The following is a 12,057-nucleotide window of genomic DNA, read 5'->3' as shown; positions in this document are numbered from 1 at the left end:
GCCGCCCGCCACAGCGCCCAGGACGGGTCGCCGCCCGGCCACGGCGCCTAGGTCGGGTCGGCCATGCGCAGGCGCAGCAGCGCGTCCCGCCGGTCGGTGGCGAGCGGGAGGACCGTGTCCGTGCCGGTGAGTTCGAGCAGGCGCCGGAGAGAGGCGTGCAGCGGTCCGCACACGGTCAGGGGGCGGCCCTTCACCCCGTGACCGGTGTAGGTGACCAGGAGCTGGTTGAGGAAGACGCTGTCGGCGAAGGTCACGCCGGACAGGTCGATCAGCGTCGCGTCCGTCGCGGCGTCGGAGAGTGCCTGTGCGAAACCGTCGACCACCTCGGTCAGGTCATGCAGGTCCATCTCTCCGCTCACGGTGACAACTGCCACCCGTTCTTGCTGGTCAAAGCGTACTTTTCCGCTGCCGGACGTCATGTGGAGCACCCTCGCACACACTCGGTCCCGCGAACAAAAGCGGGTGGGCCCGGCCGTCCCAGGCCGGGCCCACCCTTCGGCGCGCACTCACCACCGCCCGTGGCGTCGCGCCGGTCCACGGAACGTCTCAGTCGCTCATCACCATCGGTACCAGCGACCCTTGCGGCCGCCACTCGCCGCGGGCCGGATCACGAAGCCGAGCAGCCACACCACGAGGACGATGACGGCGATCCACCACAGTGCCTTCAGGGCGAAGCCCGCGCCGAAGAGGATCAGAGCCAGAAGAAGAACCAGAAGCAGGGGAACCATTGTTATTACCTCCTGGCCACCGTTTGCTCTTAACCCTCCCCTACAAACACACAAAACCTGCGTTTCTTTCACGTAGTGCAGGGCAGGTGAGCGCGTTTCGATCCACCCGTGCCCGGCATCGACGTGCAACGCACATGTTTGACGGCCGGTTTCCAGGCCAGGCGGATGTCGAGCACATGATGTCGATGCCAAGGGAGCGTGAGCGGACATGACCGCCAACGAGAAGGCCAAGGCGAAGACCGAGCAGGCCACGGGCGCCGCGAAGGCGGCCGCGGGGCGGGCCGTGGGCAACGAGCGCCTCACCGCGGAGGGCCGCGCCCAGCAGATGAAGGGCGACGCCCGCCAGGCCAAGGAGAAGACCAAGGACATCGGCAAGCACTGACGGCACCGTCCTGGTTGGGTGAGGGGCGGCTTCCCCGCGGGGAAGCCGCCCCTCACACGTGTGCGTGTACGCCGGGGACGTTTGTGTACGCGTGCCCAGGGCACTCGTCCGCTGCGCAGGCTCGCGCCACGCCCCCCGTTCGCGGGTCTGCCGGTGGCCAGGGCGGGCGGTGTCTGTTCGGTGGTCCAGCGGCCGCCCGCCCCGCCACTTTCCCCCCACGCGCCCCGCCCCACCCCACCCCATGCCCGGCAAGCAGGCAGGCAGGTCAGGGCGTCAGCGGCAGCTCCGCCCGCATCTGCCAGCCGTCGGGCGCGAGGGCGACCACGTACAACGCGGCGATCTCGCTGCGGAGAGGCAGGAGGGCACCGGCCCGGCGGGCGATCTCCTCGGCGGTGTCCGGCCGCGCGTCCAGGGCCACCGTGACGTGCACGGGCGGGTCCGCGCCGAACCGGCCCCCGTACGGGGCCTGCGCCGGGAACGCGGTACGCACGGCCGTCGCCGCGCCGCGCAGCCCGGGCACGGGGACGCCGACGAAACCGCCGCTCCGCTCGACCGTGGTCAGACGGGCCGTGACCGGTCCTGACGGGAGCGCGGCCCGCAGCCGGTCGAGTTCCTGCCCGCCGACGCGGTCGGCGGGCAGCCACGGGTAGAGCAGCGCGGCATGTGCGGGGACGCCAACCCGTACCGCTCGCGGATCGACCTCGGCGGCCAGCTCAAGCAGGGGATCGGCGGCCGGCACCAGAGCGAGGACCGCCGTCGTACCCGGGCTCGCCATGCGCCTCTCCCTCTCCTCCGCGTACGGCCGCCGGCCGGTCCGCGGCTCGTCCGGCAGCATGTCATGCCCGGTCGTCTCCGGTTGCCGGTGCGGACGGGGTGAGCGAGTTTGTAAAGCGTCGAGGGGGCGCGGAACAGGCGCCGCCCGCTCGCTCCCAGCCGTTCGCCTTCCAGGAGGAACCATGAGCAACCCCGAGCAGGACTCGAACCCGAACGAGGGCCCCGCGGACGGTGGCGCGGCCGGTACGCCGGGCGTCCACGACGGCGGCGCCGACGGCGGTGCCGAGGGCCCTGCGGACGGCGGCGCGGCGGGCACCCCCGGTGTCCACGACGGTGGCGCGGACGGCGGCGCCGAAGGCCCCGCCGACGGCGGTGCGGCCGGTACGCCGGGCGTGCACGACGGTGGCGCGGACGGTGGCGCCGAAGGCCCGGCCGACGGTGGTGCGTCGGGTACCCCGGGCGTGCACGACGGTGGCGCCGACGGCAGCGCCGACAAGTAGGGCGGCGGCATTTGAGCACGCCTCCCGTCGAACTCGGGGAGGCCGGCGCCGACACGGGCACCGGCCTCCTCGAAGCGCGGTTGACCGGTCTGCGCCGGGAGGAGTTCGCGCGTGACGTGTGGGGGCGCGCGCCCCTGCTGCACCGCTCCGCGAGCGACTTCTCCGACCTGTTCTCCGCGTCCGCCGTCGACGAGCTGATCTCGCGGCGCGGGCTGCGCACGCCTTTCCTGCGCGTCGCCAAGGACGGTGCCACGCTGCCGGAGGCCTCGTTCACCTCGTCCGGCGGTGTCGGCGCGACGGTCGGGGACCAGCTCGACGACACCGCGCTGTGGCGCCACTTCGCGGACGGGGCGACCCTCGTCCTCCAGGCGCTGCACCGCACCTGGGAACCGGTCGCGGACCTCAGCTCACGGCTCGGCACCGAACTGGGCCACCCCGTGCAGGCCAACGCCTATGTCACGCCGCCGCAGAACCGCGGATTCGACGCCCACTACGACGTCCACGACGTGTTCGTGCTCCAGATCGCCGGGTCCAAGCGGTGGACGATCCACCCGCCCGTCCACCCCGATCCGCTGCGCGACCAGCCCTGGACCGAGCACCGTACGGCGGTGGCCGAGGCGGCCGGGGGCGAGCCGTTCCTCGACACCGTCCTCGCACCGGGCGACGTCCTCTATCTGCCGCGGGGCTGGCTGCACGCCGCGCAGGCGCAGGGCGCCGTCTCGATCCATCTGACGCTCGGGGTGCACACTTGGACGCGGCACGCGCTGGCCGAACACCTCACGCGATCCGCGCTCGCGCTCCTGCGCGACGACCCGCGCATGCGCGCCTCCCTGCCGCTGGGCTCGGAGGAATCAGGCGCCGACCTGGAGTTCGTCCGCGAACACCTCGCCGCCGCGCTCGCGCGGGCCGATCCCGCGCCTCTCTTCCACCGCGCCCGGCGCGGCCGGGCCCGGCCCGCGCCGCTGGGTCCGCTGACCCAGCTCGCGGCCGTCGACGCCCTCGCGCCCGACTCGCCGGTGCGGCTCCGCGCGGCGCTGGAGGCGCGCCTCGACGGGCGGCGCCTGTCCACCCGCGTCGGCTGGCTCGACCTCGCCGAGGAGGACCTGCCGTCCGTCGCCCGCCTCCTCGACGGCGCCGTCCACAGCGCGGACAGCCTGGGGCTCACCCTCGTCGAAAGACTCCTGCGCGCGGGCGTCCTGGTGCCCGCCGAACAGTGACCGGGCCACGGTGACCGCTGCCCCGCGCTTCTTCTGCGCCGACGCCGCCCTGGAGCGCGGCGACGCGCTCGCGGGCACCGCGCCGTACGGCTCGGTGTGGGTCCTCGTCGAGTACCGGGGCGGCTGGCCGCCCAACGGCTTCGACGGTCTCGACCTGGCGCCGGAGATCAAGGGGATCGTGTTCGGCGCGGCCCGGAACGTACGCGCCCGCATTCTCCTCATCAGGCGGCACGGCCGTCTCCTGCCCGGCGACGGCCCCCGGCGCTGGGCCGTGCTGCGCCGCGGCGGCGACGGCACGGAGCGGCAGGTGTGGGGCACCTGGAGCCGCGACCAGGACCTCACCGGGATCGTCCATGCCCTCGACGCACCCGGCGAGCCGGGGCATCCGCCGGTCGTGCTCGTCTGCGCGCACGGACTGCACGACGTCTGCTGCGCCGTGCGCGGTCGTCCCGTCGGGCGCGTACTGAGCGAGCGGTGGCCGCACCTGGTCTGGGAGTGCACGCACGTGGGCGGGGACCGGTTCGCCGCCAACGTCGTCGTCCTGCCCGACGGCGTCTACTACGGCGGGCTCGGCCCGAGCTCCGCCGTCACCACCGTCGGGGAACACCTGGCGGACCGGGTCCACGCCACCCATCTGCGCGGATACACGGACCTCTTCCCGCCTCAGCAGGCCGCGCTCGCGGCCGTCCTGCGGCACGCGGGTCCGGCCGGCCGGCACGCGTACGCCGTCACGTCGACGGACCGCGACGACGACCTCTGGCGGATCCGCCTGACCGGCCGGCCGCCCCTCGCGTCGGTCTTCGACGTCGAGGTGCGCTCGCGCCGCACGCCGCCGTACCGGCTCACCTGCCACGGCAAGTCACCGAGCTCGGCGATGACGTACGAGGTCACGTCCGTGCGCGCGCTCTGACCATCCGGGTGTCCACGTCGCGGCGGCGCTGGTCCGGATGTCTCAGTGCGCGGTGCCGGGGTGCGTGGTGCCGGGGTGTGCCGTGTGGTCCGCATGTCCCTTCGTGCGGCGGGCCTCCTTCATCTCCGCCTCGTACAGGTGCGTACGCCCCGGGGTGAGGTCGTCGCGCAGCTCGCGCTCCATGTCCTTGTACGGGGCGTAGAAACCGGCGTCGTACTCCTCGACGACCTGGAAGGTCCACCGGCCCTCCAGCACATTGCGCCCGACCAGCTCCCGGTCGATCCGCTCGGCCCACTTCTCGTGCCCCGCGGCGCGCAACAGGCCGACGGCGCGGCCCAGTTCGAGGTCGGCGGTGCCGGTCAGCTGGTGGAAGGCGTACAGGTGGCCGCGGGCCTGCTCCACCGTCTCGAGGGCCTTCGACACCGACCCCAGAGCTTCCACGGTCGCGTCACTGACACCTTCGGGCCGCCGGTGCGCGCGGGCGGGCTCATCGTGTTTCTCGGTCATGGCCCTCGACTGCCCCTTGAGCACGTCGTCCTATCGCGGGGTGTGCCAGGTGACGCCGAAGGTGTGAGACGTTGCTCCGCCCCGTGCGGGGCCGTTAGGGTCGGCCGGGTGACTGCCGGGTCGGCCTTGGGCCACGCACGAGTGAGGGTCCCGGCCTCGGCGTGAGCGCGAGGCGGGCGAGGGGCCCGCCGCCGTCTCCGTGTCCTTCATCGCGTCCTTCATCGCGTCCTTCATCGCGTCCTTCTTCGGTGCCGACCCCGGCACCGCTCCCTGAAGCGCTCACAGACCCGGAGCCACACACGTATGTCACACATTCAGCAGAACGCACACTCCCCCGGCGGGGCGGCGCACGCCGTCGAGTTGAACCACACCGCCGTCTACGCGAGCGACCGCTCCTTGTCGGCGGAGTTCCTCGCCGCCGTCCTCGGCATCGAGGTCGGCGCGCCGTTCGGCCCGTTCCTGCCGGTCGACCTCGGCAACGGCGTGACGCTCGACTACTACGAGAAGCGCGACGAGCCGATCCAGTCGCAGCACTACGCGTTCCTCGTGCCCGAGGCGCGTTTCGACGGCATGATCGACCGCCTGGAGGCGCTCGGGACCACCTACTACGCCGACCCCGGCCACACCGAACCGGGCAGGGTGAACACCTTGTTCGGCGGTCGCGGCGCGTACTTCCCGGACCCGGACGGGCACAACATGGAGATCATGACCCGGCCGTACCTCCGTCCGTGACCGCGGCCGCGCTCCGGTACCGGTCCCTGGTCGGGGGGAGTTCCCGGAAGCCGGCGGACCGGTAGGTGGCGACGGCGGCGACGTTGGCGCTCGGGGTGGAGACCAGCGCGCTCGACGCGCCGAGTGCGCGCAGGGCGGCCGCCGCGGCGACGTTGACCGCCCTGCCGTGGCCGTGACCGCGGTGGTCCGGGTGGACGCCCATGGGTTCGAGGAGCCCGGGGCGGCCGTTCCCCGCCGACCACACGGTCACCGCCGCGACCGCGTCGCCCCGGCGGTCGTACGCGACGAGGCAGCGCGCGTCGGCGTACGCCGGCCCGGCCGCCATCGTGCGCCAGCGTTCGTCCGTGAACGTCGGCCTGCCGAACGCCGCCCGCTGCACCGCCGTGCGGACGTGGGCCCGTTCGGGTCCTGTCACCTCGATCCGCAGGTCCGGGCCCGGATCCGGCACCGGGTCCGTGAGGTCGCGCAGGAGCGGCGTCCACGGTTCGTCGAGGTCCCAGCCGGCGTCGGCGAGCAGGTCCCGGACGAGGGCTCCGCCGGGTGCGTCGACGGCGGCCCGCCCCTCGCCCAGGACCCCGCGCTCCGGCAGCGTCACGTCCGCCACCAGGCGCTCCGCAAGCTCCGGGTCGCGCCGGACGTCCGGCGCGACGGTCAGCCGCAGCAGGTCCGGCGCGTCGAGGAGCCCGACGGCGAGGATCCTGCCGTCCCTGTGCCATGTCCGCAGCGCCGCCGCCGTCGCCCGCGCGCCGAACCGCCAGAACCAGCCCACGTCCCCCGGATGGAGCTGCACCGGCGCCTCGTCGTCCTGCCACCCCCGCAGCGCCTCCACGATCTCGCCCAGTCGGTCGGTCCCCGGTACGCGCAGCACGGTCGGCATGAGGGTGATCCCACACCATCGCGCCACCGCTCCGCATCCGATTTCGGGTCCGGCCGGGGCCGCCGCGGTCTCTCGTGGTGGACAGCGTCACGGCCGCACCCCGGCCGGAGGCTACGGTGGCTCTTCCATCACCCGCGTGAAAAATGGGCTTCATCCGAACGGGCCGGTCTCCGGCTGAGAGGTGTCTGACAGTGACGACCGTCGCTTACCAGGGCGAATTCGGCTCCAACTCGGCGGCCGCCACCCAAGCGCTGTTCCCCGGCAGCGCCGAGCTGCCCTGCTCCAACTTCGAGCAGGCGCTCGACGCCGTGACCCTCGGCGCCGCCGACCTGGCCGTCATCCCGGTGGACAACTCCGCGGCGGGCCGCGTCGCCGACGTCCACCACCTGCTGCCGGAGTCGGGCCTGTTCGTCATCGGCGAGTACTTCCTCGCGATCCACTTCGACCTGGTGGGCGTCGCCGGGGCCGGTCTCGACCGGGTCGAGTGCGTCCGCAGCCATGTGCACGCGCTGGGCCAGTGCCGCAAGGTCCTGCGCGAGGGCGGCTGGCGCACGCTCGTCAGCGACGACACGGCCGGCGCCGCCCGCGAGGTGGCCGAACTGGGCGATCCGCGCCACGCGGCGCTCGCCCCGCCCGCCGCCGCCGCGCACTACGGGCTCGACGTGCTGCGCGCGGGGGTCGAGGACGACCCGGACAACACCACCCGGTTCGTGGTCCTCTCCCGGGACGCCGTCTTCGCGCCGCTCGACGCGGGGCCGACGATGACGAGCCTGTTCTTCGCCGTGCGGAACATCCCGAGCGCCCTCTACAAGGCGCTCGGCGGGTTCGCCAGCAACGCGGTGAACCTCACCAAGATCGAGAGCTACCAGATGGGCGCCGGGCTCAACCCGAGCTGCTTCTACGTCGAGGTCGAGGGCCACCCGGACGAGCCGCGCGTCGCCCTCGCCCTCCAGGAGCTGCGCTTCTTCTCCTCCGAGGTACGCGTCCTCGGCGTGTACCCGGCCCACCCGCACCGCCGTCGGGAACCCGCGGCCCAGGGCAGGCCCTAGGCGGTCCCCGGCGCGGGGCCCGTGCTGCCGCGCGGGATGAGTTCCACCGGCAGCACCACATGGCGCTCCCGGCTGTCGTCCGGGTCCTGGATGACCGCGTGGGCCAGCTCGGCGGCGGCGCGGCCCAGTCGGCGTACCGGCTGCGCCATGGTGGAGAGGTCCCAGGCGGCGGCCATCGCGTGGTCGTCGAAGCCGAGGACGGAGACGCGGGCGGGGACCGGGACGTTGGCGCCGCGCAAGACCGTGAGCAGCCGGAAGGCGATGTCGTCCGTCTCGGCGAAGATCGCGGTGGGCGGCTGCGGGAGGCTCAGGAGCCGCCCCACGGCGGCGTCGAGGACCGGCCCCTGCCAGCCGGCGACCTGCCGGACCAGTTCCTCGTCGTGCTCGACGCCCGCCTCCGCGAGCGCCGCGCGGTAGCCGTCGAGGCGGGCCCTGCTGCTCCAGGCGAAGCCGGAGGCGTCGGCGGGCTCCAGGTAGGCGATGCGGCGGTGGCCGAGGTGGAGCAGGTGCCGGGTGCCGCGCAGGGCGGCCTCGGCGTCGTCCACGTACACACTGGCCCGGTGCTCCTCGTGCTGGCTGACGAAGATCAGTGGCAGGCCGAGGTCGTCGAGGCGCTCCCGCTCCGCCGGGGAGAGGGCGAAGCTGACGACGAGCAGCGCGTCGGCGTTGCGGCGCGCGGGCAGCCGGTCGAAGAAGTGGGCGCGCTCCTCGGGCGTGGTGACGCTGTAGACCAGCATGTCCATGCCCGCCTCGGCGAGGGCGGGTGCCATGCCGGCGAGCGCGGCGCCCAGGAACCAGGACTCCAGGTTCGGTACGAGCACGGCGACGCGGCCGGTGCGCCCCGTGACCAGGCTGGACGCGCTGCGCGAGATCGAGAACGACAGCTCGCGCGCCGCCTGTTCGACCCGTGCCCGGGTCGCGGGCGACACCGTCGACAGGCCGCGCATCGTGCGCGAGACGGTCGAGGGGGACACTCCGGCCCGCTGCGCGACATCCGCGAGCGTGGCGCCATTCTCACCGGCCATGCCGGGGACGCTAACACAGCGCCGACCCTCGCCATGACAGCGCTGTCACCGAATGCTTCATCCGGTCAGCCCATCCGACCTGAACAATCAGCCACTCCCCCATTGACAGCGCGAAAACGAGGTTCGTACCGTGCTAGCGCTGTCATCGGGCGGCACTCAAAGGTGAGGAGCGTGCCATGGCCCTGAAACGCAGAGCCCTGCTGGCGGGCGGCGCGAGCGCCATCGCGGCGGGTCTGCTGTCCGGTTGCGGGGGCAAGAACCTCGACGACCTGCTCACGCAGGCGGCGGCCCGGCCGACGCCGGGGGCACGGCTGACCTGGTGGGTCTCCGAGATCCCCTCGCGCCGCGGCGCCGTCGTCGCCGATCTGATCATCCGGGCCTTCGAGCGCCGCCACCCCGGCATCCGCGTCACGAAGATCAACGCGCTGTCCACCAGCGACGGCAACCGCAGCGCCATCGCCACCCAATTGGCCGGCGGCTCCCCGCAGCCCGACGTGTACCTCGGCGACACGACCTGGCCCGCGCAGTTCGGCCACTCCTCGCTCGCGCTGCCCGTCGAGACACTGCTCCCGGACGGCTTCTGGGACGCCTATCCGGCGGCGCTGCGCCGCAGTTCCACGTATGAGGGCAAGGTCTACGCGGTGCCGTTCTTCACGGACAGCACCTACCTCTTCTACCGCAAGGACCTCCTGGCCAAGCACGGTCTGCGGGTACCGAGGAGCTGGGAGGAACTGCTCCACACCTCCCGTACAGTGCAGCGCGCCGGGGACGTCTCCGCCGGGTTCCTCTGGCAGGCCGCGGTGACCGAGGCGCTGACCGCCAACGTCGCCGAGTTCCTCGCGGACGCGGGCGCGCCGATCCTCGACAGCCGTGGCAGGGCGGCGCTCGGCGGCGAGGCGGCCGAGCGGGCGTTCTCGCTCATGGCCGAGTTCACGTCCAGCGGCGTCACGCCGCGCACCGTGACGACGTACGAGGAGTCGGACTCCCAGGACGCGTTCGTCGGCGGCCGGGGGCTCTTCCTGCGCAACTGGTCCTACGCGTGGGTCAACGCGAACACCCCGAAGGTCTCCGGCGTCGCCGGGAAGGTCGGCGTCACGCTGCGCCCCGGCTTCGAGGGCACCGGCCGCTCCGGCATCTCCTGCGCGGGTGGCTGGAGCAACTTCGTCAACCCCAGCTCCCAGGCGCTGGGCGCCGCGATGGAGTTCGCCACGTTCTGCGCCGGGGACGAGGTGCAGCGCCTCCTCGCCCGGGAGGCGGGCGTCGTGCCCGCGCTGACCTCGGCGCTGCGCAGCGAGGAGGCGCGCGAGGCGGACGATCCGACCGTGCTGCGCGCCGCCGACCTGCGCCTCGTCGACCGGCCCGTGCAGACCCCGTACTACCCGCAGGTCAGCAAGGCGCTCTACACACCCGTCAACGGCGTGGTCGGGGGCGACCTCTCCCCCGCCGCCGGAGTACGTGCCGCGCGCGAAGGGCTGCGCAAGGCGCTGGAAGGGAAGGCCCAGTGAACCTCGCACCGCGGGCGAAGACCCCGCCCGCTCCCGATCCGGCGCCGAGAGCCGACCCGGCACCGCGCGCGTCGGACACGGCCGCTCGGCGCACCGGGAAAACCGTCCGGCGCGGCCGCGCCGGCTGGCTGTTCGCCTCCCCCGCGCTCCTGGTCGTGGCCGCGGTGACGGTCTTCCCCGTCGTCTTCTCGCTGATCCTCTCCTTCTGCGAGGTCAAGCTCGACTACGGCGGCCTGCGCCTCGGCTCGCCGACGCTCGGGCACTACGAGGCGCTGCTGACGAGCCCCGAGTGGTATCAGGCGCTGGCCTTCACCCTGGGCTTCACCATCGTCTCCGTCTCCCTCGAACTGGTCCTCGGCACGGTCGTCGCGCTCGTCCTCGAACGGCTCGGCGCCGCCCGCGGCTGGATCCTCGCGCTGCTCCTGCTGCCCTGGGCGCTCATCAACGTCGTCGCCGCCCAGCTCTGGTCGTACCTCTTCAACAGCACGTACGGCGCGGTCAGCTGGCTCTGCGGCCAGCTCTTCGGCGGGCAGCCGGACATCCTCGGCGAGCCGGTGCCCGCGATGGCCGCGATGGTGGCCGTCGACGTGTGGAAGACGACGCCGTTCGTCGCGATCGTCGTCCTCGCGGGGCTCATGCTGATCCCCGGCGACGTCTACGAGGCCGCCGAGATCGACGGCGCGAGCACCTGGACGACGTTCTGGAAGGTGACGCTGCCGCAGTTGCGGCCCATCGTCGCCATCGCGGTCCTCTTCCGCATCCTCCAGGCGTTCGGCATCTTCGACCTGCCGTTCGTCCTCACCCAGGGCGGACCGGGGACCGCCACGCAATCGGTGGCGATCCTCGGCTACCGCATCCTCTTCCAGAACCTCGACTTCGGGGGCGGCGCCGCCGTCGCCGTCCTCACCGCCGCCATCGTCATGGGCTGCTGCCTGCTGTCGCTGCGCGTCTTTCGCACCCAGGTCGACGAAGGAGGCCGGGCATGAGCCGCCGCACCCCGCGCTCAGGTGTCCGCAGGTACGTCAATCTCGTCAACCTCGGCGGGCTGCTCATCGTCGTCTGCACGACGCTGCCGCTGCTCTGGATGGTCTCCGCGTCGCTGAAGGGACCGGGCGAGATCAGCGCGACGCCGCCCTCGCTCGTCCCCGACGACCCCACACTCGGCAACTACGACATCGCCTTCAACCGCAACGGCATCGGCCGCTACTTCCTGAACAGCGTCGTCGTCGCCTCCGCGTCGACCGTGCTGATCCTCTCCCTGGCCTTCCTCGCCGGGTACGCCCTCGCCCGGCTCCCCCTGCGCGGGCGCGGCGCCATCATGACGGCGCTGCTCATGCTGTCGGTGTTCCCGCCGATCGCCATGCTCGTCCCACTGTTCCTGATGGAACGTCAGGCGGGCCTGCTCAACAGCTACCCCGGCCTGATCATCCCGTACGTGGCCCTGAACCTGCCGTTCGCCATCTGGATCCTCCGCAACTACCTCAGCGGCATCCCGCGCGAACTGGAGGAGGCCGCGACCGTCGACGGCGCGGGCCCGCTGCGCACGGCGCTGACCGTCATCCTGCCGCTCGCGCGGCCCGGCCTGTTCACCGCCGGAGTCTTCTCCTTCACCGCCACCTGGTCGGAGTTCCTGCTCGCCCTGACCTTCAACGGCGCCGACGACCGGCGCACCGTCCCCGTCGGCATCGCTCTCTTCACCAGCCAGTACCAGGTCCCGTACGGGGTGATCTTCGCCGGCGCGATGGTCGCCACCGTGCCGATCGCGGTCCTGGTTCTGATCTTCCGCCGGTCGATCGTGTCCGGCATGACCACGGGAGCGGTGAAGGGCTGACGCCCGCCGCCTCCCCGCCC

The 12,057-nt window shown here is 72.9% G+C and carries 15 protein-coding genes; 9 read left to right on the top strand and 6 right to left on the bottom strand.

Annotation, left to right across the window (positions count from 1 at the left end; translation table 11 throughout):
- Positions 1 to 47: 47 nt before the first annotated feature.
- Together C1N81_RS41030 and C1N81_RS41025 are read right to left on the bottom strand one after the other, a co-directional pair.
- Positions 48 to 419, bottom strand: a complete 372-nt coding sequence (locus C1N81_RS41030) for an STAS domain-containing protein (protein WP_394436518.1) — start codon at positions 417 to 419, stop codon at positions 48 to 50.
- Positions 420 to 557: 138 nt separating this feature from the next.
- Positions 558 to 728, bottom strand: a complete 171-nt coding sequence (locus C1N81_RS41025; protein ID WP_223775182.1) for a hydrophobic protein — start codon at positions 726 to 728, stop codon at positions 558 to 560.
- A 208-nt stretch (positions 729 to 936) separates the two neighbouring features.
- Here C1N81_RS41025 and C1N81_RS41020 point away from each other — a divergent pair, with 208 nt between their 5' ends.
- Entirely contained in the window at positions 937 to 1,110 is a 174-nt protein-coding gene (locus C1N81_RS41020; RefSeq protein ID WP_394436517.1) for a CsbD family protein, read from the top strand.
- Between the two features lie 265 nt (positions 1,111 to 1,375).
- On the opposite strand, the gene C1N81_RS41015 is transcribed toward C1N81_RS41020, so the two are convergent.
- Positions 1,376 to 1,885, bottom strand: a complete 510-nt coding sequence (locus C1N81_RS41015; RefSeq protein ID WP_394436516.1) for a 2'-5' RNA ligase family protein — start codon at positions 1,883 to 1,885, stop codon at positions 1,376 to 1,378.
- Positions 1,886 to 2,066: 181 nt separating this feature from the next.
- Between C1N81_RS41015 and C1N81_RS41010 the strand changes: the two genes are divergently transcribed.
- From C1N81_RS41010 to C1N81_RS41000, 3 genes are read left to right on the top strand one after another with little or no spacing between them, the layout of a single operon-like run.
- Positions 2,067 to 2,384 carry a hypothetical protein gene (locus C1N81_RS41010; protein ID WP_394436515.1) on the top strand — a complete coding sequence of 106 codons (318 nt, stop codon included), beginning with the start codon at positions 2,067 to 2,069 and terminating at the stop codon, positions 2,382 to 2,384.
- Between the two features lie 11 nt (positions 2,385 to 2,395).
- Complete coding sequence (locus C1N81_RS41005; RefSeq protein WP_394436514.1) at positions 2,396 to 3,601, top strand: cupin domain-containing protein; 1,206 nt, start codon at positions 2,396 to 2,398, stop codon at positions 3,599 to 3,601.
- Positions 3,602 to 3,611: 10 nt separating this feature from the next.
- Positions 3,612 to 4,511 carry a sucrase ferredoxin gene (locus C1N81_RS41000; RefSeq protein WP_394436513.1) on the top strand — a complete coding sequence of 300 codons (900 nt, stop codon included), beginning with the start codon at positions 3,612 to 3,614 and terminating at the stop codon, positions 4,509 to 4,511.
- A gap of 42 nt (positions 4,512 to 4,553) precedes the next feature.
- Here the strand turns inward: C1N81_RS41000 and C1N81_RS40995 are convergent, their stop codons facing one another.
- On the bottom strand, positions 4,554 to 5,018 hold the full coding sequence (locus C1N81_RS40995; protein ID WP_394436512.1) for a hypothetical protein: 465 nt from the start codon (positions 5,016 to 5,018) through the stop codon (positions 4,554 to 4,556).
- Positions 5,019 to 5,321: 303 nt separating this feature from the next.
- Between C1N81_RS40995 and C1N81_RS40990 the strand changes: the two genes are divergently transcribed.
- The gene (locus C1N81_RS40990) at positions 5,322 to 5,750 is read left to right on the top strand and encodes a VOC family protein (RefSeq protein ID WP_394436511.1); all 429 of its coding nucleotides are present in this window, start codon (positions 5,322 to 5,324) and stop codon (positions 5,748 to 5,750) included.
- Here the strand turns inward: C1N81_RS40990 and C1N81_RS40985 are convergent.
- Complete coding sequence (locus tag C1N81_RS40985) at positions 5,722 to 6,627, bottom strand: GNAT family N-acetyltransferase (RefSeq protein WP_394436510.1); 906 nt, start codon at positions 6,625 to 6,627, stop codon at positions 5,722 to 5,724. The two genes, C1N81_RS40990 and C1N81_RS40985, sit on opposite strands and share 29 nt — an antisense overlap.
- Before the next feature lie 191 nt (positions 6,628 to 6,818).
- On the opposite strand from C1N81_RS40985, the gene C1N81_RS40980 reads away from it, so the two are divergent.
- A complete protein-coding gene (locus C1N81_RS40980; protein WP_394436509.1) occupies positions 6,819 to 7,676 on the top strand; it encodes a prephenate dehydratase in 858 nt (285 codons plus the stop codon).
- Here the strand turns inward: C1N81_RS40980 and C1N81_RS40975 are convergent.
- Positions 7,673 to 8,701 carry a LacI family DNA-binding transcriptional regulator gene (locus tag C1N81_RS40975; RefSeq protein WP_394436508.1) on the bottom strand — a complete coding sequence of 343 codons (1,029 nt, stop codon included), beginning with the start codon at positions 8,699 to 8,701 and terminating at the stop codon, positions 7,673 to 7,675. The genes C1N81_RS40980 and C1N81_RS40975 overlap by 4 nt on opposite strands.
- A gap of 176 nt (positions 8,702 to 8,877) precedes the next feature.
- On the opposite strand from C1N81_RS40975, the gene C1N81_RS40970 reads away from it, so the two are divergent.
- Genes C1N81_RS40970 through C1N81_RS40960 form a run of 3 tightly spaced genes read left to right on the top strand, consistent with a single transcriptional unit; the run spans position 8,878 to position 12,037 of the window.
- Positions 8,878 to 10,206 carry an extracellular solute-binding protein gene (locus tag C1N81_RS40970; RefSeq protein ID WP_394436507.1) on the top strand — a complete coding sequence of 443 codons (1,329 nt, stop codon included), beginning with the start codon at positions 8,878 to 8,880 and terminating at the stop codon, positions 10,204 to 10,206.
- Entirely contained in the window at positions 10,203 to 11,192 is a 990-nt protein-coding gene (locus tag C1N81_RS40965; protein ID WP_394436506.1) for a carbohydrate ABC transporter permease, read from the top strand. The genes C1N81_RS40970 and C1N81_RS40965 overlap by 4 nt, the downstream gene beginning before the upstream one ends.
- The gene (locus tag C1N81_RS40960; RefSeq protein WP_394436505.1) at positions 11,189 to 12,037 is read left to right on the top strand and encodes a carbohydrate ABC transporter permease; all 849 of its coding nucleotides are present in this window, start codon (positions 11,189 to 11,191) and stop codon (positions 12,035 to 12,037) included. Before C1N81_RS40965 ends, C1N81_RS40960 begins: the two co-directional genes overlap by 4 nt.
- Positions 12,038 to 12,057: the final 20 nt, after the last annotated feature.

The organism is Streptomyces sp. SGAir0957 (genome assembly GCF_043523415.1).
Note: the sequence above shows the minus strand (reverse complement) of the source record. Positions and strands in the feature narration are given on the sequence as shown.

What these genes read in the sequence shown, in the direction of transcription:
- C1N81_RS41030 (WP_394436518.1), bottom strand. Translation starts at nt 419, where the DNA reads ATGACGTCCGGCAGCGGAAAAGTACGCTTTGACCAGCAAGAACGGGTG.
- C1N81_RS41025 (WP_223775182.1), bottom strand. Translation starts at nt 728, where the DNA reads ATGGTTCCCCTGCTTCTGGTTCTTCTTCTGGCTCTGATCCTCTTCGGC.
- C1N81_RS41020 (WP_394436517.1), top strand. Translation starts at nt 937, where the DNA reads ATGACCGCCAACGAGAAGGCCAAGGCGAAGACCGAGCAGGCCACGGGC.
- C1N81_RS41015 (WP_394436516.1), bottom strand. Translation starts at nt 1,885, where the DNA reads ATGGCGAGCCCGGGTACGACGGCGGTCCTCGCTCTGGTGCCGGCCGCC.
- C1N81_RS41010 (WP_394436515.1), top strand. Translation starts at nt 2,067, where the DNA reads ATGAGCAACCCCGAGCAGGACTCGAACCCGAACGAGGGCCCCGCGGAC.
- C1N81_RS40995 (WP_394436512.1), bottom strand. Translation starts at nt 5,018, where the DNA reads ATGACCGAGAAACACGATGAGCCCGCCCGCGCGCACCGGCGGCCCGAA.
- C1N81_RS40990 (WP_394436511.1), top strand. Translation starts at nt 5,322, where the DNA reads ATGTCACACATTCAGCAGAACGCACACTCCCCCGGCGGGGCGGCGCAC.
- C1N81_RS40985 (WP_394436510.1), bottom strand. Translation starts at nt 6,627, where the DNA reads ATGCCGACCGTGCTGCGCGTACCGGGGACCGACCGACTGGGCGAGATC.
- C1N81_RS40975 (WP_394436508.1), bottom strand. Translation starts at nt 8,701, where the DNA reads ATGGCCGGTGAGAATGGCGCCACGCTCGCGGATGTCGCGCAGCGGGCC.
- C1N81_RS40970 (WP_394436507.1), top strand. Translation starts at nt 8,878, where the DNA reads ATGGCCCTGAAACGCAGAGCCCTGCTGGCGGGCGGCGCGAGCGCCATC.
- C1N81_RS40960 (WP_394436505.1), top strand. Translation starts at nt 11,189, where the DNA reads ATGAGCCGCCGCACCCCGCGCTCAGGTGTCCGCAGGTACGTCAATCTC.